This window comes from Hufsiella arboris (genome assembly GCF_009834875.1).
Classification (GTDB): Bacteria; Bacteroidota; Bacteroidia; order Sphingobacteriales; family Sphingobacteriaceae; genus Hufsiella_A; species Hufsiella_A arboris.
Genome location: NZ_WVHT01000014.1, coordinates 51,423 through 76,303 on the forward strand (window position 1 = coordinate 51,423; position 24,881 = coordinate 76,303).

13 protein-coding genes are annotated in these 24,881 nt (G+C 40.0%); 4 read left to right on the forward strand and 9 right to left on the reverse strand.

The genetic code is table 11. The features are described from left to right. Positions 1–5: 5 nt before the first annotated feature. From GS399_RS19630 to GS399_RS19640, 3 genes are read right to left on the reverse strand one after another with little or no spacing between them, the layout of a single operon-like run. Positions 6–1,331, reverse strand: a complete 1,326-nt coding sequence (locus tag GS399_RS19630) for a vanadium-dependent haloperoxidase (RefSeq protein WP_160846362.1) — start codon at positions 1,329–1,331, stop codon at positions 6–8. A 56-nt stretch (positions 1,332–1,387) separates the two neighbouring features. Beyond that, complete coding sequence (locus GS399_RS19635) at positions 1,388–1,948, reverse strand: hypothetical protein (protein WP_160846363.1); 561 nt, start codon at positions 1,946–1,948, stop codon at positions 1,388–1,390. Then, positions 1,945–3,990 carry a kojibiose hydrolase gene (locus tag GS399_RS19640; RefSeq protein ID WP_160846364.1) on the reverse strand — a complete coding sequence of 682 codons (2,046 nt, stop codon included), beginning with the start codon at positions 3,988–3,990 and terminating at the stop codon, positions 1,945–1,947. Before GS399_RS19640 ends, GS399_RS19635 begins: the two co-directional genes overlap by 4 nt. Before the next feature lie 93 nt (positions 3,991–4,083). On the opposite strand from GS399_RS19640, the gene GS399_RS19645 reads away from it, so the two are divergent. Further along, the gene (locus GS399_RS19645; RefSeq protein ID WP_160846365.1) at positions 4,084–5,025 is read left to right on the forward strand and encodes a GyrI-like domain-containing protein; all 942 of its coding nucleotides are present in this window, start codon (positions 4,084–4,086) and stop codon (positions 5,023–5,025) included. A gap of 1 nt (position 5,026) precedes the next feature. Here GS399_RS19645 and GS399_RS19650 read toward each other — a convergent pair whose 3' ends face one another. The 4 genes from GS399_RS19650 to GS399_RS19665 form a co-directional block, all read right to left on the reverse strand. Next, a complete protein-coding gene (locus tag GS399_RS19650; RefSeq protein WP_160846366.1) occupies positions 5,027–8,338 on the reverse strand; it encodes an FG-GAP repeat domain-containing protein in 3,312 nt (1,103 codons plus the stop codon). A gap of 16 nt (positions 8,339–8,354) precedes the next feature. Next, complete coding sequence (locus tag GS399_RS19655) at positions 8,355–11,651, reverse strand: VCBS repeat-containing protein (protein ID WP_160846367.1); 3,297 nt, start codon at positions 11,649–11,651, stop codon at positions 8,355–8,357. 70 nt (positions 11,652–11,721) lie between these two features. Further along, entirely contained in the window at positions 11,722–13,257 is a 1,536-nt protein-coding gene (locus GS399_RS19660) for a RagB/SusD family nutrient uptake outer membrane protein (protein WP_160846368.1), read from the reverse strand. Positions 13,258–13,267: 10 nt separating this feature from the next. After that, positions 13,268–16,267, reverse strand: coding sequence for a SusC/RagA family TonB-linked outer membrane protein (locus tag GS399_RS19665; RefSeq protein ID WP_160846369.1), 3,000 nt, complete (start codon positions 16,265–16,267; stop codon positions 13,268–13,270). 226 nt (positions 16,268–16,493) lie between these two features. On the opposite strand from GS399_RS19665, the gene GS399_RS19670 reads away from it, so the two are divergent. Then, the gene (locus tag GS399_RS19670) at positions 16,494–17,096 is read left to right on the forward strand and encodes a DUF2652 domain-containing protein (RefSeq protein WP_160846370.1); all 603 of its coding nucleotides are present in this window, start codon (positions 16,494–16,496) and stop codon (positions 17,094–17,096) included. On the opposite strand, the gene GS399_RS19675 is transcribed toward GS399_RS19670, so the two are convergent. Continuing rightward, positions 17,093–18,310: a Pycsar system effector family protein gene (locus GS399_RS19675; RefSeq protein WP_160846371.1), complete on the reverse strand. Its 1,218-nt coding sequence runs from the start codon at positions 18,308–18,310 to the stop codon at positions 17,093–17,095. The two genes, GS399_RS19670 and GS399_RS19675, sit on opposite strands and share 4 nt — an antisense overlap. A gap of 102 nt (positions 18,311–18,412) precedes the next feature. Here GS399_RS19675 and GS399_RS19680 point away from each other — a divergent pair, with 102 nt between their 5' ends. Together GS399_RS19680 and GS399_RS19685 are read left to right on the forward strand one after the other, a co-directional pair. Further along, positions 18,413–19,318 (forward strand): SdiA-regulated domain-containing protein, encoded by a 906-nt coding sequence (locus GS399_RS19680; RefSeq protein WP_160846372.1) that lies wholly within the window; start codon positions 18,413–18,415, stop codon positions 19,316–19,318. Beyond that, on the forward strand, positions 19,308–23,102 hold the full coding sequence (locus GS399_RS19685; protein ID WP_160846373.1) for a metallophosphoesterase: 3,795 nt from the start codon (positions 19,308–19,310) through the stop codon (positions 23,100–23,102). The genes GS399_RS19680 and GS399_RS19685 overlap by 11 nt, the downstream gene beginning before the upstream one ends. A 53-nt stretch (positions 23,103–23,155) precedes the next feature. Here the strand turns inward: GS399_RS19685 and GS399_RS19690 are convergent, their stop codons facing one another. Next, on the reverse strand, positions 23,156–24,760 hold the full coding sequence (locus GS399_RS19690) for a S8 family peptidase (RefSeq protein WP_160846374.1): 1,605 nt from the start codon (positions 24,758–24,760) through the stop codon (positions 23,156–23,158). Positions 24,761–24,881: the final 121 nt, after the last annotated feature.

Genomic DNA, 24,881 nt, shown 5'->3' on the forward strand with positions numbered 1-24,881 from the left:
AGAATTTATTTCTTCATTTTCAGACCCGCAACCAAATCACCAACTTTTTTTCCGAATTCATTGGCAACGATGCAGGAATTATGGAAGTGAAGTCCCCCGTAAAATCTTGCCCAATTGTTCTCCTGCGCAGCCATTCTGAATGATTTAAACGACCTGCTTTTTATTCCAAACTCTAACTCCGAGGTGTCAGCATAAGCAAAATCGTCACCAAATACGCTGGTCAGCGCTTCAGCAGCTGATGAAGATATCGTCGAATGCCCGCAAGTATATTCCGGGAACGGCGGTGTTTGCAAATAAGGTTTCCAGTTGGAGTCAAAAAATTTATTTACTACACTCTCCGGCCTCATCGTATTATAAAAATATTTAGCATCCCAACATTGAATAAATGCGTCGAAAAGCGCTATGGAAGTTTTCGCGAATGCACACACTGTTGTGCCGAAATCAGCATTAGCTTTTTTTGCGGCGATACCGGTTACGCTCATCCAATGCCCGGGCGGCGAGAACTTTTTAGTTATAAATTGTACGTGACCCGACACATTCATCTTCCCGGGATTATCGTCCCAAAAGTCGGCCATGTGCTTTTGATCCTCTGTTAAATTCTCAACAGATTTTTTAATAAACATAACTTCCTTGTAGTATTTGCTGCCTGTATCAGTAACATTGAACTCAGGCGGTGCCGGAACCCGAAACTGAGAAGCGTTTTTCATCACCATCGGTCTTATCTCCATCCAATGGGGTTCAACAGCTGCTGCGTACATTGGCGGCGTCGGTATCCACCTGCCGGGCAAGCTATTTACTGTGTATTTTGACGCACTCCGTGTATTTAAATAATTATCCTTTTTACTCCATTTAAGAATAAGCCCGGAAACTGAATCGGCAAACGCTTCAGAGTTCTGCCGTACGTCATCAGGCATTCCATGATCTTTAGCAAGTGACTGTAAACTGTCTATGTAATATTTCATGCTTCCTTCTGGGAAAGTTACGGCTTGACCTACATGGCAAAACGCCAGGAGAGCGGCATACTCAAAATCTGTTTTTGCAGGATCTGATGGCTTAGCCGCTGTAATAAGCCCGTTAAGCTGACCTTTTAAGGAATTATATTTTTCAGGAAATCCAGCTGCGATAACCTCATAGCCTGCGATAGATGCATACGCATAGTTTCTGGACGCTACGACGGGCGTAAAGTTATTGCCCATAACTACCGAGTTCAATTCATGTACGGTATTACTGTACAATTGCGGGTCATGAAATATTTTTTGATAGTCAGATTTTTTACAGGAAGAAGCAGCAATGAGGAATATCCCCATCAACAACGAATAGTAGCGGTTCATAAAACGTGGGCTTTTAAAAAAAAATAAGTTTTGCCGTCAACCAATGACGGCAAAACTCAACCAATTGTATATAAACTGGCAATTGGTTTTGGTGGATTATCGGGAACACGCGCAAATCCATCTTGGCAGGACGCAGCGGTTTTCAATTGAACCGAGTGTATTCCAAACGCATACAGGGCGAAGGAAATATTTTTAACTTCTTCGAAGTAATCAATTTTCGAAACTTTGAATATAGGCTTCTTATTTGTATCCGAATTCAGATCATTGACCTTTTTAAAGTAATCTGAGCTGCTTTTCTCGATTTTTGATTTCTCATGATAATCTATACAAAGCAAAATAAGCGTATCGTTATAAACCCGTTGTTTAACGTAACGGTAGGTTTTGCCTTTAAAGCTTACTTCCCCGTCAACACGCTCAAAATTTTTCCAGTTAGTTTGGTAAGGCAATCCAATCGGTATCTTAATTTGTATGAGGCGCTTGTCCTGGTTGGTGATCTTCTCGATTGCCACTTCCATGCTTTTATCCGCTTCAACCTTCAGGTAATAGAAAAAGATCTTATACCCTATTATATTGAATAGGAAAATAACTAAAAGCGATATGGCAACCAGCTTTTTCACCTGCTTACTTTAAATGTCTTTTTTTCGATTCCGGCACCGGTTATTGTGATTGATTTCCAATTGTCAGGTAATTGACTTTTCACCTGACTCAAACCATTCTCAGTAATATCAATTCCTCCAAAACCCATTAACAATGACTGAATCACCCCACCCGCACCAGTAGCGAAATAGGGATTAGTCCCACCTTTTGTTTCAGCAATGACACCAAAAGGAGGATTTAAATTAGGCTGGTATGCATCTTTAAAAAAGTGATAAGCCTGGCCACCATCACCCAACCGGGCATACAATAACGCAAATATGGCCTGAGTCATCGCCGGAGTGCCTTCATTGGGTACTCTTGACTGGTAGTATTTTAAATCCTTCTGAACTTGCTCTTTATCAGTAATAGTTTTTAACGGATAAGCAAGCAGATTTACGTCGGCTTGTTTAATACCCTCACCGTGATATGTTGCATGCTCTTTGGTAACGCCGTCCGCCATTTTAAGAATAGGAATATTTGCAGCGACATCCTCCCAATCGGCATTGGCTTTTATTCCAAGTATTTTCGCCGCTTGTGTGGCGTTTTTTAAATTGACTATTGCGGCAGCGTTTGTAAAAGCATTATTGTCTACATTTTCGGCCCATTCGTCGGCGGCAACGACGTTCTTAATCTCGTATTTTCCTTTTCCATTTCGCTCAACCCTGCTTGACCAAAAGTCCGCAGTAGCCGACAAAATTGGCCATCCTTTAGTAAGCAGCCAATCCTTATCTTGAGTTACGCAGTAATAATTCCAGGCGGCTAAAGCAACGCAAGCAGTAATATGGTGTTCAAACGGCCCGCTTAACGCCCAAACAGGCGTTTCCTCTACTCCTTTGTCGGCACTTTCCCAGGGAAACATCGCTCCTTTATAACCATTTGCAAAAGCGTTTTTCTTAGCCGTCTCTAACCGTTCAAACCGGTATTCGATCATTGATTTGGCGATCTCCGGGTGAAGAATCAGCATTGCAGGAAACATCCATACATCTGTGTCCCAAAAAACATGTCCGTTATATCCCAAACCGGAAAGTCCCATAGGCGAAGGCGAAAGCGCTGTACCTTCTCTGGAAAACGAATATAAATGATACAGCATACTATGGACATCCTGTTGAACCTGGTCATCTCCGTCTATTAAAATATCGCTTTTCCAAAGTTCATTCCATGCCTGTTTGTGAAATTGTTTAAGTCTTTCACTGCCCTGCAACTTAGCTGATATCGTAAGTCTTTCCGCTTCGTTTAGCGGATCATCATAATGTGCAGACGTAACTGAAGAACCGACTACCGAAAAATTATAACTTTCACCCCCATTCAGCTGTTTGGAGAACTTCATCAGGTGCATATTGTTATCCCACATTTCATGAATAACGGTTGGCTCGTTACCATGATTCTCCTTAAATAAAAAGGTTGTGGAAGCGCATAGTTGCAGCTTACCGGTTGGAGATTTTGCCGTTGATGTTAATAAGCTAATCCGGGTATGCGGGCGATCAATTTCGTTGTAATAATTTTGTACATCTTTCAGTGCATCCGGCGCTTCCATTACACTTGCCGGCGTAATAATTAATTTGGTTTTCGCTTTAACGGTAACATCCATCAATACGCTATAAGGCAATTGCCTTAAAGCACAATATGAATAAGTAACGGTTGCCTTATTCTGATAGTCAAATGTTGCGGTAAAAGATGCTTCCTGCATATTAAGCTCCTGCTTGAAATTATTCACATCCTTGCCCTCTAGTCGCTTACCATCAATCTCCAAATTCATATTTAACAGGTTGAAGCTATTCAAAAAATTGCTAACTCGCCCCCTGCCGTATAAATCATACGCTCCTGCCAACACTACGTTTTTCACTTTAAACGGTTCCGGTGAAGAAACCACACCGATCATTCCATTACCAACCGTCACACCATAATAGCCAGACGGGTTGACAGAAGATACTGTCATCTTCCATGGATCCGGATTGGTTTGCGCGTTTAAATGATATGTTACGATCAGGCTCATGCCTAAAGTAATCAGTGTTTTTAAGTGCATAAATTGGTTGCCTAAATTTATAAAAATCTGCGACAATAAAACAATGGCAAATAATTTTATTAAACATTACCTCTTTCATATCTTGGCCCGTTCATGAAGAAAGCTATACTGTTCCTGTCAATTATTATTCTCCTGGCGTTTAGCCTTGTTTATTTAGTCATTCCTTCGAGGATTGATGTTAGTGAAACCCTGGAAACTTCCTTACCGGAAACACTTATTGCCAGGTTACTTACAGAAAAAACAGGTTGGCAAACATGGCTGCCATCAATAACCCGCGGCGCTAAAGACAATAGTTATCATTTTAAAAAAAACGAGCTGGATTTTACTTTCTCAGAAAATACCGAAACTGCCGCGAATGTGCAGGTTAGCCAAACCGGATTTACAGCAAATGGCAAAATTGATTACATCGTTAAAGGTGCGCATCGAACAACCGTTCGATGGTATGAGATGATCAAAGCCTCTAAAAACCCAATAACACGCATTAGGCAATTTATTTTTGCTATGCAAACCAGGCGGCAAATGAAGCATCTGCTCGATAGCCTTAATAATTTAACCCAACACAGCACAAAAGTTTACGGCTACAACATTCGGATAACGAAGGTAAAAGATTCAGTTCTGATCGGCACAAGAGCTATTTTTTCTTCATATCCATCGGCTGAAAAAGTAGATGCTTTAGTCAGGAAACTGAAAGATCAGGCTAAAATGAAAAATGCGCTGATCACTGATTCGCCAATGCTTAATATAACTCAAACCGGCCAAAAGGAATTCACAACGATGGTTGCATTGCCGGTAAATAAATTTATTCAGCCGTCAGGCGAAGTTTACATACGCCGAATGGTGATGGGTAATCTTTTAGAAACGCAGGTAAAAGGCGGTCCAAACTCAATAAATAAGGCAATGGCGCAGCTTACTCTTTTTAAAGAAGACTACAAGATGATTTCTCCCGCGGTACCATACCAAAGCATGATTACAAACCGGCTGGCAGAAAAAGATTCTTCGAAATGGGTTACAAAAATTTATTATCCGGTATTTTAAGTTATTTGTCGGTAACCAGCAATAGTTTTCCTTCGTATGTCGTCGCCAACCAGGCCTGCCGTTTGTCGCCAAGCTTGATTTGTTTTAGGTATGTGATCTCCTGAAAGTTAAACAGCGGGTTTGTCCAGTACTCGATCTTTCCAAAAGCTTTTCGCCCCTTATCATAAGAAAGCATTGCCAATCCTAAAGCATCGTACTTACCTTCATATGGAACAACACCCCAAAAATTGCCATTAACCAACACCTTATCTTCTTTACCATACAATTGTTCCATTGATTTAACAGGCGCTTGCTGAAACGAAAGAGGAAGCGGAGTAATTTTTCCACCGCTAGCAAGATTACTTACAAAAACGCTTTCGAAGCTTTGCGCGACAAGTTTGTTTTGTTCGTCCAGTTTTCCTTTGAATATCTCCTCGGTGGTTTTGTCGGCCATTTTTTGAAAGCTTAGATATTCCTTTTTGAGATATGGAAGTTCCTGTTCGAGATCGTTTTTTGGTCGGAAGGGATAATTCTTACCTTGGTAATAATAAGAGAGAACCAGATCGCTTTTTTGGTCATTATCGAGATCCTGGTTGTACGCCGTAACAGGATATTCGTCCGAAGGATTAAATTTGCTGTTCAGCCCCCAATTTCCTAAGACAAGGTCCTTTTTTCCATCCCCATCCATGTCAGAAATCGCAACAGACTGCCACCAGCCCCTGATGCTTTGAAGTGAAGCAGGTGTAGATTCCGCAATAGTTCCTTTTTTATTGTAGAATACATGAACAGGTTGCCATTCGGCAGTTATGACCAAATCATTTTGCCCATCGTTATCGATATCGGCGGAAGCCACATCTGTAATAAATGGAATATTTTTCAATGCTGAATATTGATTTTCAGCAGAATTTACGAATGCTCCGTTCCCCTTATTAAGCCAAATATAAGATGGCGATTTCCTTGTATAGTCTCTGTAAGAAACAGCTCCGGTAAGATAGATATCCAGCTTACCGTCCGCATTAAAATCATACAGATGAATTTTCGAAACCTGCGAACTTATCTTTGGTAGTAGTTTATATTCAAATTGAAAATTTCCCTTATTTAAATATAGCCGCGGCTGATTCAGGTCTTGTATTTCAATAAACGGATGACTATCGCTCACGACAATCAAATCAGTTAACCCATCATTGTTTACATCAGTCCAAATCGCTGTTTTATCGGAAACATTCTTAAATGATTGGAAGGCCTCTATCGGCTGTTTTTTGAACGCTCCACTTTTTGTTCCAGTCAGGATATACTTTTCGTCTCCCGACATTCCGCCGACATAAATATCGTCGATTCCGTCGTTATTGGCATCACCAATAGCTACCGCTGGTGTATGAGCCAGATAACTGTGTGGAATCAGCGAATAATAATTAAAATCCGGAGTTTCATTTACATTTAGTTTTGCCAGTATACTCGCTTGAACTTCTTTGTAACTGAACTGCTTTTTATCGTTTATAAAGTCATTGATTACGGATCCGATATCGTTTGATTTTGAAGCTTTGGCCGGTTCATATTTTATAAGCTGTTTCTTATTAAGGGCAAAACCCTTGCTTAGCTGATAAGAGTTGTCTGGCCAAACTACGAGCATCTCTACCGGCTTTTCGTTCTTCTCAAATGTAAATTGAAGTGAGCCTGAAAGATTGCTTTCGAAAGCATTACTGGTTTGTATTTCCTGGTGGTCAACGCCATTGGTTGATTTTATAAAAATTTTCGTTCCTACGCCGGCGAGATTGGGCTTCAAATATTCAGCGGAAATACTTAAATAATCAGATTTATTTTTCGAAAGTTCCGCCGTTGTGTTTTTATAAATCGTGGCGGGCGCATCCATATTATTGGTAACGATTTCCAGATCGCCGTCGTTGTCAAGATCAACGGCCACCGACCCTGACGAGATCGAGGGGCTTGTCATGTCATTATCTTTCGATACGTCATTGAATTTCAATGACGCGCCGCCGGTATAAAGAAAATTATGGACGGCACCATCTGGCATCATATTTATTTTTTCGTTATCAAAATGCCGGTTTGTTTTAAACTCATTTCTTACGTTCGGATCACCAAGATATTTGAGGTAATCCATATCATTTAAGCGCTTTTTGATTCCGTTTGAAAAGAAGATATCTTTCTTACCATCGAGGTTAAAGTCCTGTACCAACGGCGACCATGTCCAGTCGGTTGCTGAAATATTTGAATACAAGGCCATGTCAACAAATTTTTTGCCGTTCGCAACATTTATCTGCAGACAATTTTTAGAATACTGATAATAATAACCTGCGTTTACTTCCTGGTTGTAAATATCTAATGGTTCGTCGTTTATCGTCGCTTTTAAAATCTTCATCTCCTCTGGTAGCATGTCGGTCGACAGTACATCGAGGTTTCCATCTTTATTCATGTCACTTAACGTGTTACCCATTGAAAAAAGGCTGGTGTGGCCAAACGCACTTTTCAACTGTTCTTTGAAAGTTCCGTCCTTTTGATTTACGTAATAGTAATCCTGTTCAAAAAAATCGTTGCTCACATAAATGTCATCCCAGCCATCATTATTCAAATCACCAACACTTACACCCAAACCATAACCAATCGCCGCAGAATAAATTCCAGAACCTTTGGTAACATCGGTAAAATGTCCGTTATCGTTTCTAAATAAGTGGTCTCCGGAATCATGATTGTACGTAAGTCTAAGCGTGGAATCGCCATAGGTATCGTTGCTGTGTACAGACGATGTTAACAAAAACATGTCAAGATCGCCGTCATGATCATAATCAAAAAACGACGCCTGCGTAGAAAGGCCTTTGAAATCAAGGCCATATTTTTCCGCACTTTCCGTAAAAGTTAAATCGCCATTATTGATATAAAGTTGGTTCTTACCTGTAAATGTCCGATATCCGGAAACAACCGACACGTAAATATCTTTTAATCCATCACCATTAATATCTACTACTGTCACTCCTGTTTTCCAGTTGCCGGCACCTTTCACACCCGCGCGATTTGTAATATCCTCAAATTTCAGTTTACCCTTGTTCAGGTAAAGTTTGTTGTCGTCTTGATTTGATATAAAATAAAGGTCTTCCAGGCCATCATTGTTAAAATCGGCTGATGCAACGCCCGCGCCATTGTAGAAATACAGATAGTCAAGGATGTTTACCGAATCGGTAGGTGTATTCTTGTTTACAAAATGAATATTTGTTTCATCGGGGGCTAACACCTGGAATATTTGCTCCTTTGTATTTTTTGTATTACAAGAACTGTAAACAATCGAAATTAATAACAGTATTATAAAGAAATTTTTTATCATGAATCAGTTCGCGGTATTAGTTGCGCTTAAAAGCTTTAATTTGGGAGTTATTAATTCCGAAAAGATAATAAGGAATGCCTCTTGCATTTTTTATAAGAAGTGAAGATCTAACATCACCCTTTAATTTAATTCCGCTTTCTGCCGGACGATAATAACTGAAGTTGCCGTTTTTCCAGGCAAAAATCTGTCCGTAACTCGCATCAAGCCGACCAACTTCCGGTTTAAAGTTTGAAAAGTTTCCGGCTACCAAAATTTCATTGCTCCCGTCTTTATTAAAATCGTCAAATAGAACAGTATTAATGCATGATAACTGCGCTTGGTATGGTAAAGCCCTGCAGGAAAACCGCCCGTTACCTTCGTTAATAAAGACTGCGGACTGCAGATAATTTATTTCGTGAGTTTCCGCTCCTTCCAACAACTCATTTGGAAAAACCTCATTAAATGGCGTTCCTGCATAGTTTTCATACTTCAAAAAACGCTTTTTGAACATAGGCATTTGACCTACAAGGTCAGGTTTCATATGAAACACATAACTCACATGGTCATTTTTAAACATGGATGTCACACATTCCTTCGTTCCATTTTCGTCGAAATCTTTCACGTAAATTTTCATCGGTTCTGTTTCTGAGGCATAGAATTTTGTGTTCAGTCCAAGGTTTCCAGCGATGATATCAGGCTTACCATCGTGATTTATATCACCGATTTCTAACGCAGTCCACAAACCTTTATAGTTATTAAGCTGTGTATTTTCCGTAAACCTTCCTTTTTGGTTCATAAATATCTTTACTCCCATCCAGTTACCGGTAACTATAAGATCTTCAAAACCATTGTTGTCCAGATCCGCCCATTTTGCCGACGTGACCATTCCGAGTTTATTGTTGGTGCCGAAAATATCTTTAGAGACGTTAGCAAAATTCCCTTTGCCGTCATTTTGCAGGAGGTAGGAATTCGGGGAGCTTCCGTATACCCCTGGAATGCTTCTTCCACCTAAAAACAAATCAAGGTCGCCATCATGATCATAATCGCAAGCTATAAGCTGTGACGCGTTTACGCTAAACCGGATAAGCTTCTGAGGATTATTTTTCAGATGACCTTTGCCATCATTTTCAAAAAAACGGGGGAAAAACACATCATTTCCAGCCTGTTCATCATTGCCGCCGGCACTAATTATCAGGTCGTCATCACCATCCTTATCAAAATCGCCGAAGGCCGCTCCGGCCCATTCCATATATACTTGTTTCTTAAAGTCTTCCGGAATATATTGTCTAAACTTCCCATTTTTCTGCTGGATATAAATCGCTGCGGGGTTGTCTTTAGAACTTCCAAAATAAAAGTCCTGCAAACCATCGCCATTAATATCTCCCGGAGCCATGTATGGATTTTCTGTTGAAAGCATTTGGAGCATGAGACGCTCACGGTCAAAATCGATAAAGTCATTTTCCTTATGAGTGGGAATGCTGTCAAACAGCTCACTTATGCAATCCCTGAATTTCACAGCCGGTGGTATAACAGTATAACTATATATTTTTTTGGCCTTGGACACGTCAAAAGTATAGGTTTGATCAGTCTTCAGATTCTTCAATGTTTCGTAGTTACCTTTCGGCCAGATCACCTGCAGTGAATCAATTCTCTTATGATTTCCCACACCGACGGTCAATTCATTTGGAGATGTGCTACTTTGGAATCCGCGTGAAGGCTGATGGTAGTAAACAACGTACTTTCCGTCATTAAATGCCTTGACTGTCGTACCAACTCCGAAGCGATTTAACGAGTCACCTTTAAGTTTTACCAGGATCGCATGATGCTCTTTTTTGGCGAGAGTATTTTTATAAAAAAACACGGGCATATTGACATTATTGATCACAAGGTCCAGATCACCATCGTTATCAAGATCACCATAGGCCGCTCCATTGCTGAAAGAAGGCTCGTCTAAGCCAAGTTTTTCCGTTTCATTGCTAAATTTCAGGTTGTGTTTATTTAAAAAGGCATAATTTGAGATAGGTGTGGATTTCATTTTGCTGATGAAGTCGGATGGATCGAATTTTTTGCCTTGTGCGATCTTTTCCATGTTCTCGCGGCTTCCAAGAAATTCTATATAATCTTGGTCAGTCAAATCTTTATAAATGCCGTTACAAACCAGGATGTCTTTCCATCCATCGTTATCCATGTCGAACATCAAGGCGCCCCAGCTCCAGTCGGTAGCGGCAACCCCTGAATAAAATGCTGTTTCGGAGAAAGAGCCATCACCATTATTTATTTGCAGGCAGTTCTGCATGTACTGATTATAGTATCCGTCTTTTTGCTTCAGTTTAACAACGTCGTACGATTCAAAAGAAGTTACCTGTTTAAGGCGTTTATCTCCTTCCGGAAGCATTTCAGTAGTGAAAATATCCAACTTGCCGTCATTATTGACATCCGCAATATCTGAGCCCATGGATGCCAGGCTTAAATGCCCTGTTTCATCCTGTATAACTTCCCTGAACGTACCGTTCTTTTGGTTCAGGTAGAGATAATCGCGCTCAAAAAAATCATTGGAAACATAGATGTCGGGATATCCGTCTTCATTTATATCGGCTACGGAAACTCCAAGACCGAAACCGATATCGCTTGAATAAATGCCGGCATTTTTGGTCACGTTGGTAAAGTGGCCGTTGTCATTTCGGTATAAACGATCGCCTCCAAGCTCGTCAACTACGTCACGTAAATTTTGAGCAAAGTCAAAACTCTCAATAGGCCGGAAAGAATTATTAAGAATATAGCAATCAAGATCGCCATCTAAATCGTAATCAAAAAAGACCGCGTGAGTTGATAACCCTCTGTCAGCTAAGCCATATTTTTCAGCTTCTTCTTTAAAAGTGCCGTTATGCTGATTGACAAATAATTCGTTTTCAGTTTCACTGCCCTTTGCATTTCCGCTATTACAAACGTAAATATCCAGCCACCCATCGGCGTTTATATCGACCATCGTAACGCCGGTACTCCAATATTTGTCGCCCTTTACTCCCGCTTTTTCTGTTACGTTCTCAAACTGCCAATTTCCTTTATTAATATATAATTGATTATCACCCTGGTTGGATGTAAGATAGACATCGTTAAGCCCGTCGTTGTTAACATCACCTATTGCTACTCCGCCGCCGTTGTAATAATTCCGATATGAAAATACATTGGCCCCCTTTTTATCCTCCAGTTGGTTAATAAAGTTAACTCCAATCTTATCGTTATTCTGTAATTGAAAAAGTGTGTCTGTTTTTTTTTTGCATGATTGGCTTATGATCAATATCAAAAGCACCGGCAAATAAAACTTCTTTATCATGTTGTAATATGCAAAAACAAACATAGCGGAACAAGTCCGCTATGTTTGTTTTGTATGGTTATAATGTCTACTAGTAACCTACGTTTTGAGTTAAATTAGGATTCGCATCAACTGCCCGCTGAGGAAGCGGATAAACAACACGAAAACCAGCAGAACGATTTGGACGTTGATCGACAGGATCGTTAAATTTACCAAAGCGGATCAGATCGTTTCTTCTCCATCCTTCGTAGTACAACTCCCTACCTCTTTCTGCCAGCATCGAAACTTCATCAATCGATGAAAGTGTAGAAGCGCCGCGAGTCGTCCGGATACTATTCACAATGCTTAACGCAGTTTGACCGGTTGGATCAGTGCCGCCGCGCAAAATCGCTTCAGCTTTCATTAAAAGTAAGTCTGCGTAACGAAAGAAAACATAGTCGTTTTGGCTATTATCCAGTTTATCCGGGTTCAATGGATATTTGATAACACGAATACCTTCTGCTTCTGTCGCGTAATTTAGATTTACGTTTGGTGTAAATATTAATGGCTGACCGCTTCTGTCTTTCAAAGCTACTAAACCGCCTTTTCCATCCGGACCAAATTGTTGGCCAATGTTAAAACCGGTTTTTTCACCTGTCCTGTTTGTAAAGCCTGGTAAGTCGCCACCTTTACGCTGATCACCGTTTTCGAAAGTGCTGTAGAAGTCAGCTAATGTAGTGAAACCGTTCCAACCGCCTGGTGTCTGGTTGTAGTGGTTGCCCATGTAAGTACGATTTCTCGAGTTTCCGGGCTGATCTGTATCAGTGTTTTCGCGAACGAAAATCAACTCCTTTGAATCAGTTGTATTTGTCCAGGTAAAATTATCAAAATACTTTGCAGCAATTTGATATTTGCCACTTGCAATTACTTTATTGCAATAAGCAATAACCTGGTCCATGTCAGCTTTAGCAAAAGTATATGGTCCTCCGGGATTTTGCGGATCAGCATAGTAAACAGCTTTGTTAAGGTACATCTTCGCTAACAAAAAATCGGCGGCTTCTTTCGTAGCATAGCCTGGTGTATTTGGCTTAAGGTTTGCCTCCGCAAATTCCAGGTCCTTTATGATGAAATCCGTGCCTTCTTTTCTTGTGAAAACTTTTGGTAAAACATCTATACCTTCGCTGGCTTCACGAAATGGCTGTTTACCGTACAAATCATCCATATAAAACATGAAGAAAGCACGAAGGAAAGCAGCCTCGCCTTTTACCTGGTTGTCAGCACCACGGCTATATACCAGTGTCGCATTATAAACACCGCGGGTTAACTGATTAAACGTATCAAAGACCTGGTTATGTGACGGATCCCATGTATGCTGGTGCAGTTTCCGCCAGGTACCAAAATCGTCCCAGTCTGTTCCACGGGTTGGCCCCATCATCTCATCGGTGGAGTGTTCCTCCAAAGCATATAAATTCGCCTGGTCTGTAAATCCATTTAAAATTGAATAAACACCAGCTAGATCCGCCGAAGTGGTTTGTGCTCCATTGTCTTCAAACTGCGACCCGTATAACTCCTCCTTCAAATCCGTACATCCCGAACCGGCCAAAAGCAATGCTGCTAACGAACCGGTTATCAAAAATTTCTTTTTCATTTTTATCTAATTAAAATCCGGCGTTTAAACTTAATGTGAATGACCTTGCGGTTGGATAAGCAGCATAGTCAATTCCCCGCGAAGGAACTCCATCTCTGGACTTGTCTGTATTGATTTCTGGATCGATACCAGAGTAATTGGTGATCAGAAATACATTTTGTCCGGACAACGTTAAGTTAAGACGCTTGATCGCCTTACTGTTCTGTAAATTAAATGTGTAGCCTATGTTCGCGTTAGCAAGACGTAAAAAATCTCCTTTTTCAAGGAACCGGGTAGATACCCCGCCTGGATTAAGTGTATTTTCATTACTTTCTGCAACGTCATAAGTTACATTACGGCCATTTTTGAAACTGCCTCTAAGGAAATATGCGTTAGCCGTATTATTATAAATAACAAACCCTGTTGCCGCATTCAGGAAGAAACTTGCATTGAATCTGCCAAATGTGAAAGAGTTAGTTAAACCTTGTGTGAATCTTGGAATGGGACTTCCCTGGTAAGTGGAAACGTCCGCACCGTTTGGATAAATACCAAACCCATTTGCATCAAGTCCTGAATAACTTGGCAAAAAGAAAGCTGGGGCAGGATATCCGTTACGAATTAACTGTGAATAAGCGCCTGAAAGACCCTGACCACTGATATCCCCTGTAATAACAGTTCCGCTGAAGTCTTTCATTTGATTTTTTAGGTATGTAAAGTTATAAGCGATCTGCCAGGTAAATTTCGACTGTCTTACGGCATCTACGTTCAAACCTAATTCGACACCCGAATTAACTAATTTTCCCGGAATGTTCGACCAAACACGGCCATTATTAATCGGCGATGGTGCCGGCAAATCTACCTGGAAAAGTAAATCCTTCGTTGATTTATTAAAATAGTCCAAAGTACCCGTCAAACGGCCTTCGAAAACACCGAAATCAATACCAGCGCCATAAGATGTTGTAGTTTCCCACTTTAAATCCGGGTTACCGATTGTATTGGTTGTTATCGCACCACTTTGCTGAAGTTGCCTGATTGTTAAAGAAGCATAAGGTGGAATTCCGTCCTGGCTACCTGTTAGACCATAATTTAACCGGAGGCTAAAATCATTAAATATACCTCTGTTAGGAGTGTTGGTATCAACTACACGCCATTTGATAGCTCCAGACGGAAAGAATCCATATTTATTGTTTTCACCGAATTTCGATGAACCATCGGCACGCATGGTGAAAGTAAGATACAATTTATCTTTAAAAGCGTAATTCAAACGTGTAAAGACCGACTGCAGTTCACTCTTGGTGCTATCTCCATATGCTGCAGGAAGATGGTTAGGAAATGCGTTAATATCTTTTACAGAAGCAGTAGACGCCGAATTGCCCCACCCAATATAATTCAACGGAGAGTTTTTAAATGTCTGATAAGAGTATCCACCTAACGCAGTGAAAGTATTATTGCCAAACTTGTTATTATATGTTAACGTATGCTCGGTAATCAAGTTTTGAAGTTTGGAGTCCTGAGTGATCCCTCGTCCGCGTCCTGTAACCTGTTCAACCTGTACGTCGCGTATACGTTGTGTTCCGCTATATCCGATAAGCAATGGGCTCATCCAGGTTTCTCTGGCACCTTTTGAATAATCGTAACCTATTGTTCCGCGATAGGAAAGATTCTTAATTACGTTTAAAGTAGCACCTAAATTGCCTAAATAACGGTTAATATCATCACTGTCATCAATTTCATTTAGCATGTTTACCGGATTACGGTAAGTCGAACTTCCTCCTGTAAAATAAGAACCATCTGAATTATACAATGGATATGTAGGATTAGCTATTATCGCTGAACCAATCAAAGAGCCCTCAAAACCTGCAGTGTTGGTGATTGGAGCATATTGATTCTTTACGTTGGAAGCTGTAAATGTCAGATCAAGCTTTAACTTATCTTTTAATAAACTTTGCGATGCATTTAACCTTCCTGATAAACGCTTTAAGCCAGAATTTTTAACGATACCATTAATGTCGTCATAACCAAAATTAAGCCGGTATTGCGTTCCGCCTTTTGCACCGCCGTAGCCTAAGTTGTAGCTTTGCGAGTAGGCATTTCTTAAAAATGCATCCTGCCAGTCATTGCTGCTGCCAAAATTAATACCGCCTTGTGAGATTGGACCGTTATTAGCTCCTGTCCTTGCTACCAAATTCAGGAAGTCTTGAGTGTTCAAAAGGTCATATGTCCTTGCAGCGGATGACATACTTCCGCTTGCAATAAAAGTCAAACCTTGTCCTTTTGTACCTTTCTTAGTTGTAATTAATACAACTCCATTTGCACCCCTGGAGCCGTAAATAGCGGCAGCGGAAGCATCCTTCAGGACACTGATGTTTTCAATATCAGCCGGATTAAGAAAAGATAAAGGATTTCTGGCCGATGACATACCGGCGCCTGCGTCCATCCCGCCAGTTGTCGGGCCGCTAGCATCCAATGGAACACCATCAATTACAAATAACGGATTGTTATTTGACCTGATGGACGTTGCTCCCCGAATATTAATGTTAATTCCAGCTCCCGGTTCACCGCTCGCAGGCGTTACCTGAACTCCGGGAACACGGCCCTGTAATAATTGTTCGGGCGATGCGATAACACCTTTGTTAAAATCTTTTGTGCCAATTGAAGCAACGGCACCCGTTGCATCTCTGACCCGTTGTGTACCATAACCAACTACCACAACTTCGTTAAGCGAAGTGCTGCTTGATGAGAGTGAAGCGTTAATGGTTGTTCTTGAATTGATTGCTACTTCCTGCCGTTCGTAGCCTAAATAGGTGAAAATAAGCGCTTGTGCACTTGTTGGAACAGATAACCGATAGGCTCCGTTCGCATCCGTACGGGTGCCCGTCGTGGCACCTTTGACGATTACTGACACTCCAATTAATGGAGAATTGTCTTTCCTGTCTGTTACTTTTCCTTCTACTACTCTGTTTTGAGCCTGAACAGACATAGCAAAAGCATAACAGATCATGAAGAAACTTACTTTAAGTAAAAATTTCATAATACTATTTTGGTTTTATATTACAATTGGTAGGTATAAATTTAGTTACATAATTCGTAAAAACAATAGCAGGAAATTTTTTTTCGGATTTCTCAAATTTTCGATCAATGTTTGTCCAACGCTTTATGATAAGAAAAAAACTGGAAGCCTTTTATTAACAAGTCTTTAAGAAAACTTTTCTTTGGCTTTCATTAATATTTTACATTTTTATCCCTTTATTAATTAAATGAATAAATCTTTATTCTCTCCTTGCTTTTTTTGCGTTCCAGATATTACAGGTTTCACCCGTTTGATAACGTCGGCTGACATTGAGTTCAGCAGCCTTGTGATACCTGCCTTGCTTAACAGGCTGATGGATTGCAACAATCTGGCGATGTCTGTAGCTGAAATAGAAGGAGATGCGATTTTCTTTTACCGAACCGGAGAAGCGCCTTCGCCTGTATCAGTTATGGAGCAGTGCGATAGCTTCTACCAATGTTTCGCCGATACCTTAAATGGTTTCAAGCAGACGGATCCGGAGAATTATCAAAAATATCTGGCCAATAGCCAGGTTGGATTGAAAGTAATTGTACATTATGGCAACGTTATGCCCGCTCTTATTAAAGGCAGAGTAAAATTAATTGGAACTGATGTAATTACAATACACCGCTTGTTAAAAAACAGCATCTCTGCGACCGAGTATATTTTACTTACGGAGAGCTATTTAAACACAAATAATGAGCAACCTCTAACCTCTTCGCTTAACGAAAGTATACTTAGTACCGGTTCGGACAGCTACGAATACCTGGGCAGAATAAATTACAAATTCGTTTCAGCACCAAGAAGTTAACCGCCGCTGGACATTGAAATTATTACAATCGTAATAAAGCCAACTGCACAAATTATCAGTCCTATCATAAAAATATTATATGACCACCGAAGCAGTTTATATTTCTTGATCAAAACGCCACCCAAGTGATACACGTCGACCGACATGCTGTCGTATAACCCGTCTTGTTCACTTTTTAATTCTTTTATTTTTCCGACAAACTCTTTCAATTTAAGCTGGGTAAAATTACCGAAGAACAGAACGCTGCTAGTATCACTTTTTATGTCATAATCTTCTTGTGCATTGATGTTAGGCCTGGCCGAAAGTATGGCAAATACAACTGATAATAAACTTGAAATCAGCAAAAAACCCATTGGAAAAACGAACCTTATGCTGGTAAAAAGTTCTTGGTTAGAACTTGAAAAAGTATAACCCGAACCAAAAAGCGTGATAATCAATGAGATAATAATCGTATTGATATTAATCATGATGTGGGCTTTATTATCCGCAATTGAACTGAGGTTAATATGGTACGAATAAATTGTTCGGTAAAGAGTTTCTATTCCCCTACCAAGCTTGGGTGACTTTTCTCCGGCGCCCTTGTTTAATTTTGACAGATATTTGGTTTCATCCTTTTTTAGCTGATCGATGATATCGTATTGTTCGCGGATATTCTGTTGTCTTCTTTCATCATAAGTTTTAATCGCCTCTTCCGTTTTGAAAGTTGTATTTAAGATGAAATCAAGCTGCAACTCCGCCCATTCAATGTTTGAATATTTTTTCCCAAGTATTTTTTCCCACTCAATCCGAAGAAGCTCGCCGCGCTGAGAGGCCTTCTTTTTACCAAGATTGATATAATCCGCATCATGGAGAATTTCCTGAAGTGTTCCGTCGGGCACATGGCCATATTTTGTCGATAATATTAATGATTCTATCTCGGCGATATCTTCAAGTTTATATTCTCCCTCCAGGTAATCTTTTAATATCTGAATACTGTGCTCTTCGTGCCCTTCATATGCCCTGGTATATCCAGTGTCGTGAAACCAGGCAGCGAGCATTAATATCTCGAAGTCCCTGCTCGTCAGATCATATGCAACCGATAGTTCTTTACATGCTTTAACGGTTTCAACTGTATGCTGGTAATTATGGAATACGTAATCGCCTGATAGCTTTTCTTTCAATAATTCAAAAACATACGTTGAAGCACTTTTTAATACGGGATTGTTATTTTTCATTTAATATTATGACTATAAGTTTAGGTATTCAATGTTAATATAAATTAAAACTATAAGAACAACATTCAGTTATATGTTGGATTCAACAATAATTACTTAACGATGTCACGATCACTAACTTTTTTACTTCTTTATTTGCTTATGGTTGCAACTGCTTGCAACAACAGTGTTAAACATAAAAACCAACAAAATAGTTCTGTACAAATTCCAAAGGTTAAAACGGTTAATCATCTGCCGGTTGAACTTACTGAAATATCAGGGATTACATTTATTGACAGTAATACGATTGCTCTTGTCGAAGATGAAAGCGGCGTAATTTATAACTATAGTCTTGCACAGAAAAAAGTAACAGGACAAAATAAATTCGCGGGTGCCGGAGATTTTGAAGACTTATGTGTAGCAGGGAATGATATGTATGCCATCCAGAGTGATGGAAAGCTTTTTAAGATTGCAAATTTCAAAAAGGGATTCACTGATATTACTGAAATTAAAACTCCATTTAAGCCCCAAAATAACCTGGAAGGATTAGCATACGATCCTGACCGTAGCAGGTTGCTTATAGCCCCAAAAGATGAAGGTTTTGATACTGGTAAAAAGAAAATAAAAGTTGTTTACGCACTGGATCTAAAAACAAACCAGTTAAACAGTACGCCTGTCTACAATCTCGATCTCGCTCAAATCGAAGCACAGTTTAAAGGCGACCAGCTTGAAGAATCTTCAAAAAAATTCCTTAAGGCGATTGGTAACGAAAATATGAATAAAGTTTTCCGGACATCCGCACTGGCTATTCATCCCAAAACGAAAGATTTATATATGCTTTCGTCTTTAAATAACATGGTCGCTATACTTTCACCAGCTGATTCTCTGAAAAAAATTCTGTTATTAAAAGGTGGCGATTTCTCTCAGCCTGAGGGTATCACATTTTCGCCCGATGGAAAATTGTTTATATCAAACGAAGGCGCAAAAAATAAAAGCGGAAACATTCTTGAGCTGGAGTATGAAAATTAATTTTATTCGGTTTTCACTGGCCTTGTTGATAATATCCGGTCTTCCTTCTTGTGTTTCACGTAAAGTCTATTACGCTAAAAGTGAGAAAGACTGGCAAAAAAGTAACGTTCCTGATTCTGTAAAACTGGATTATTCCGTTTTTTTAATTGGTGATGTCGGAAATCCCGACGACGAAAAGCAAGAACCAACTCTGAAGCTTTTACAGCAACAAATTTATTATGCAGATAGTCTTTCGCAGGCTGATACCAGCGCTTCAAGAAAAAGTGCTGCAAACACCTCTCATGAAAAAGATGCAGTGGTGTTCATGGGAGATAATATTTATGAAAAAGGGATGCCTGACAGTAATGCAGCAGACCGAAAAGAAAAAGAGCGGCGCATTACTGAACAATTAAAAGTTGTTAAAAACTTCAAAGGCAAACCGATTTTTGTTCCTGGAAATCACGACTGGAATGAAAGCAGGCGTGGGGGTTTGCAGGCAGTTTTACGTCAGCAGGAATTTATCTCAAATTACTTACAGCGTTCTGACGTATTCTTACCCTCCAACGGCTGTGCTGGCCCGGTAGAATTGCAGTTAGATGAAAATTTGGTTGTGATTGTAATTGACAGCGAGTGGTGGCTAAGAAAATACGAGAAATCTACCGCCGAAAACAACGATTGCAGCACGAGTACAAAGGCCGATGTAATAAATCAGCTTAAAGATATTATTAGGAGAAATAAGGGAAAAAACATTTTAATTACAGAACATCATCCGCTATTTAGCAATGGTCAGCATGGCGGTCATTTTAGTGCTACAGACTGGATTTTTCCATTGACAATTGTTAGAGATAACCTTTGGATTCCATTACCTATCATCGGTTCAATTTATCCGTTAATGCGTGAATATGGTATATCGCGCCAGGATTTGTCTAACAAAACCTACCAGGAACTCAGGCGCTCTATGCTGGCGGCAATCAGCGGTGAAAAAAATGTAGTCTTTGCATCGGGGCATGAACACGCTTTACAGTTTAACCGCTATAACGATGTCAATTTTATTATTAGTGGAAGCGGTAGTAAATCCAGTCCGCTTGTAAAAGGAAATGGTGCCAGCTTTGCTCACGGGCAACAAGGCTTCGCACGATTAAATTATTATACGAACGGTCAATGTTGGGTTGAGTTCTGGGAACCTGTTGGTGATGGCATGAAAGGTAAGGTGGTCTACAGAACTCCATTATATGCAATTGCACCTAAACCAATAGCCGAAAAGAAACAAGACATTATTAGTTATAAAGATAGCGTGAAAGTTTTAGCGGCCGGCCGCGAGTATCGCGCAGGCAAAATGAAAAGAACGCTACTGGGCGAACATTATCGCAATGTTTGGGCAACACCGGTAAAGACTCCATACTTAGACCTCAACACTTTTGCCGGCGGGCTAACTCCGTTAAAGATGGGTGGTGGGCATCAAACTACTTCACTTCAATTCCAGGGAAAAGATGGAAATCTTTACCAGTTTCGAACTGTAAATAAAGATCCGGGACAACTTCTGCCTGACGGATTAGAACAATCAGCAGCGGATGACATTTTGCAGGATCAAATCTCATCTGCACATCCGTACGCTGCGCTGGTTATTCCGGATATGGCAAAAGCGATCGGAATTTATTATGCCGCACCAAGGCTCGTATACGTTCCCTATAGCAGCCTGCTGGGCCCGTACGTTCAACAGGTTGGCGGCAAGATGGGATTTATTGAAGCACGCCCCGATGAAGACTTATCTGATTTTAAATCATTCGGGAACGCCAAAAATGCAATTAGCACTGATAAGCTTTACGAAAAGCTGTTTAAGGACAATGAAAATAAGGTTGATCAGCAAATGTTCCTCAAATGCCGCCTATTCGATATTTTAATTGGCGATTGGGATAGACATGAAGACCAGTGGCGTTGGGCTGAATTTAAACAGGGAGATCAAACCGTTTACAAACCAATCCCTCGTGATAGGGATCAGGCTTTTACAAAATTAGACGGTTCAATCACTAAATTATTAATGATGGCTGTCCCTGAGCCGCAAAATTTTGGAAAACAAATAAAAGACCCGGCAAAATTATCGCTGGGCGCCCGGGATCTCGATCGTAACCTGTTAAATAATTTGTCTTTGAATGACTGGATAAAGGCGGCTAACGAGATCAAGTCATCGTTAACAGATCGCGTTTTAGAAAACGCTATGAAAAAAATGCCGCCGGAAGTGTATCCGCTGTCGGGTCCGGAAATATTGAGTAAGTTGAAATCAAGAAGAGACGAACTCGTAGACGTCGCAAAGCTCTATTACAAAACTCTTGAAAAGAAAATTACTATTCAGGGAAGTGATAAAAGAGAATTTTATACCATTCACTTTGATAACGACTCAACCCAGATCATTACAAGGAAGCTTAATAAGGACAATAATACTGAGCAGGAACTTTTTAACCGAAAGTTTGCTAACAAAAAAACAAAGGAGATCGACATCTACGAACGTGGCGGAAAAGACAGCGTTATTGTTAACGGTGAATGCCTGGCAAATCCTATAAAAATAAGGCTGATTGGCGGCGAAGGAAAGGATTTCTTTCAGGACAAGTCTAAGAAAAGCAACATTGTAGTATACGATGACAGCAAAAACAATATAAAAAAAGGCGAAAATACTGACGTCCGTGTCACTACTCAAAACTTAACAAAGGATTATGACCCATTTAATTTCTTCAATTACAATGAAAAAGGCTTTGCTCCTGATTTAAATGTAAATGGAGATGATGGAATTTTCCTCGGACTAAGCCACAGCCTGACACTTTATAAGTTCAATAAATCGCCTTATAGTTATAAGCAAAATGTTCTGTTCCGATGGGCTCCAAAAACTAATGCGATTAACTTTAGATTTACCGGCGAGGTTCTTTCACTATTTGGTGCTAACACCGACCTGGTAGTTGGTGCAATATACCAGGGCCCGCAAAATACATTTAATTATTTTGGAGAAGGCAATTCGATAAAGTACAATAATTCAGATATCATTAGTCCTTACCGTGTTCGTACAAAAACTGTTAATTCGATTATTTTTGTTCGACATCGATTTTCAAATTCCTTCCAGATTGGTATAGGGCCAGGTTATGAATATTACAATATTTTAAGAAGTGAGGGCAGGTATGTTGCCAGTCCTGATTTCTCATATCAGGATCAGATCGTTCATCCATCCCAATTTATAACGGTCAGGTCCTTTACGAATACGAATTTCGTCGATAATGAAATTTTTCCTACAACAGGCTTTACCTGGAGAAATCAAGCTAACTATTTTCTCGAAACCACTAATAACGCGCAGCAACATGTTCAACTGAAAACAGATTTAACATTTTATGCCACACCAAATTTCAATTTTCCGATGACCTTTGCTTTTCGTATAGGTGGTGCCACGAATATTGGTGGCTATAAGTTCTTTCAGTCCAACTCAATCGGAAATAATTATAACCTGAGTATTTTTGGAAGAGACATTAGCTTAAAAGGCTACCGCGATAACAGGTTTTCAGGAAGAAGTTATTTGTACGGAAACTCAGAAGTTAGATTTCCTGTTACTACAATCAGAAATTATCTTTTTTCGGGCACGCTGGGAATAACGGGATTCTTTGACCTGGGCCGGGTTTATAGCAGCGTGTCAGAAACAGATAAGTGGCATACAGGTTACGGTCCGGGTATCTGGGTTAACTTGTTTAATAAAATTATTTTTTCAGGTGGATACGGTTTCTCGGAAGATGGACACCTGTTTACCGTAAAATCAGGGATGTCATTTTAAAAAGAAACGAGGATGCAAGCATTTTGCATCCTCGTTTAAGTTCGCTATTTATATTATAGTGGTTTTTGCTGACCAGCGATTTGCAAGGCATTGTAGGCATTGACAACACCGCCCGAAACGCAAATGTCGCTCAGATCAACTCTCTTTGTTGCACCTTCAACCTTTATTTTAACCTTATGATCAACTTTCACGACCGACTTCAAAATGATGTCTTTTACCTGAGATGCCGACAAATCCGGATAATATGACCAGACCAAAGCCGCTAACCCGGCTACAACAGGAGACGCCATACTTGTACCATCTTCATCTTTATACTTGTTATCAGCTATTGTCGATTTAATTTTCACTCCCGGCGCAAAAACATCAACTGATTTCTTTCCATAGTTTGAGAAAGTTGCGACAAGGTCTTCATCATTTTTCCAACTGCTGGCGCCAACCTCGATCCAATTCTTAAAGGTTCCCATCACAATACCGGCCGTATCAACATAATTTCTGTTGGGATAATTGCCAACCTTGTCATTATCGCTTCCATCGTTACCTGCGGCATGCACTATTAAAGCGCCTTTTGAAACAGCATATCTAACTGCTGAATCCACAACGGCTTTATCGGGAGAATATGATTTTCCAAAGCTCATATTAAGGATTTTCGCACCGTTATCAACGGCATAACGAATTCCATTTGCTACATCTTTATCGCGTTCATCTCCATTAGGCACCACCCTTACAACCATGATCTGCGCATTGTTGGCAATTCCCTTTATTCCGACTTTATTGTCCCTGGCAGCAGCGATTATACCCGCTACATGCGTTCCGTGCAAAGCATCCGGCCCTTTCACATTATTGTTGCCGTATAATTTCTCAGACTTGTCAGCATAGTTATCACCAACGGTATCCCTTGATTCAAAATCGATATTTAAATTATAGTTTACCTGCTCAGTGTAATATGTTAGTGCATCGTTAAGATCTTCCTGCAATTTCTGGAAATCCGGATCCTTTTTCAGCGCTGATTTAATGATCTTTAAAGCCTTCGTTTGCATATCATTTTCAGGAACATATGCGTCAAAATCACTCGGCGTTGGATTTTGCTTACCCATTTTTGCCAAAATCTCGTTGATGTACCTCTTAATTGCTGTTACATTAAGCAAGCCCATTTGTGATTCCTGAAGCTTGTTTACATATTCCGAATTGAATTTTTTATATAATTTGAACTCCTTCGATTCCTCGGGGGTTAACGGAGTAGTGTTTAATACGGATGCGTAACGAGGTTGCAGTGTCCGAACCTGTCTGACAATTTCAAGGTTGTCGTAGTGAACAGTTCCCTTCGCCGAACCTAAAAAATCCCAGCCATGAAAATCATCTGCGTAACCGTTATTGTCATCGTCTTTTCCGTTTGGTTTCTCCGTTGGATTCTTCCAAATCGCTGATTTTAAATCTTCGTGATTAGTATCTGTTCCCCCGTCGATTACAGCAACTATAACAGGCTTGCTTTTTTTTCCTTTCAGCAGCTGCTGATAAGCTTTTTCTGTACTAATGCCAAATACTCCGTCTGAAGCTAAATCCAAGTTCTGCCAGTTTTCCTTCGGTTTATCAGCGGTTTGAGCATTACTCAGGATTGGAATCAGTGCTACTGCAAGTAACAGCAATTTATTTTTAAACATTAATGATTGATTTATAAAGTGTTAACAATTCAATTCGTGAAAATATATAATTTGATTTAATTAATCTTAAATGTAATGAGGGATTTACGAGAAATGTTAATGAATAGTTTGAATGGCATTT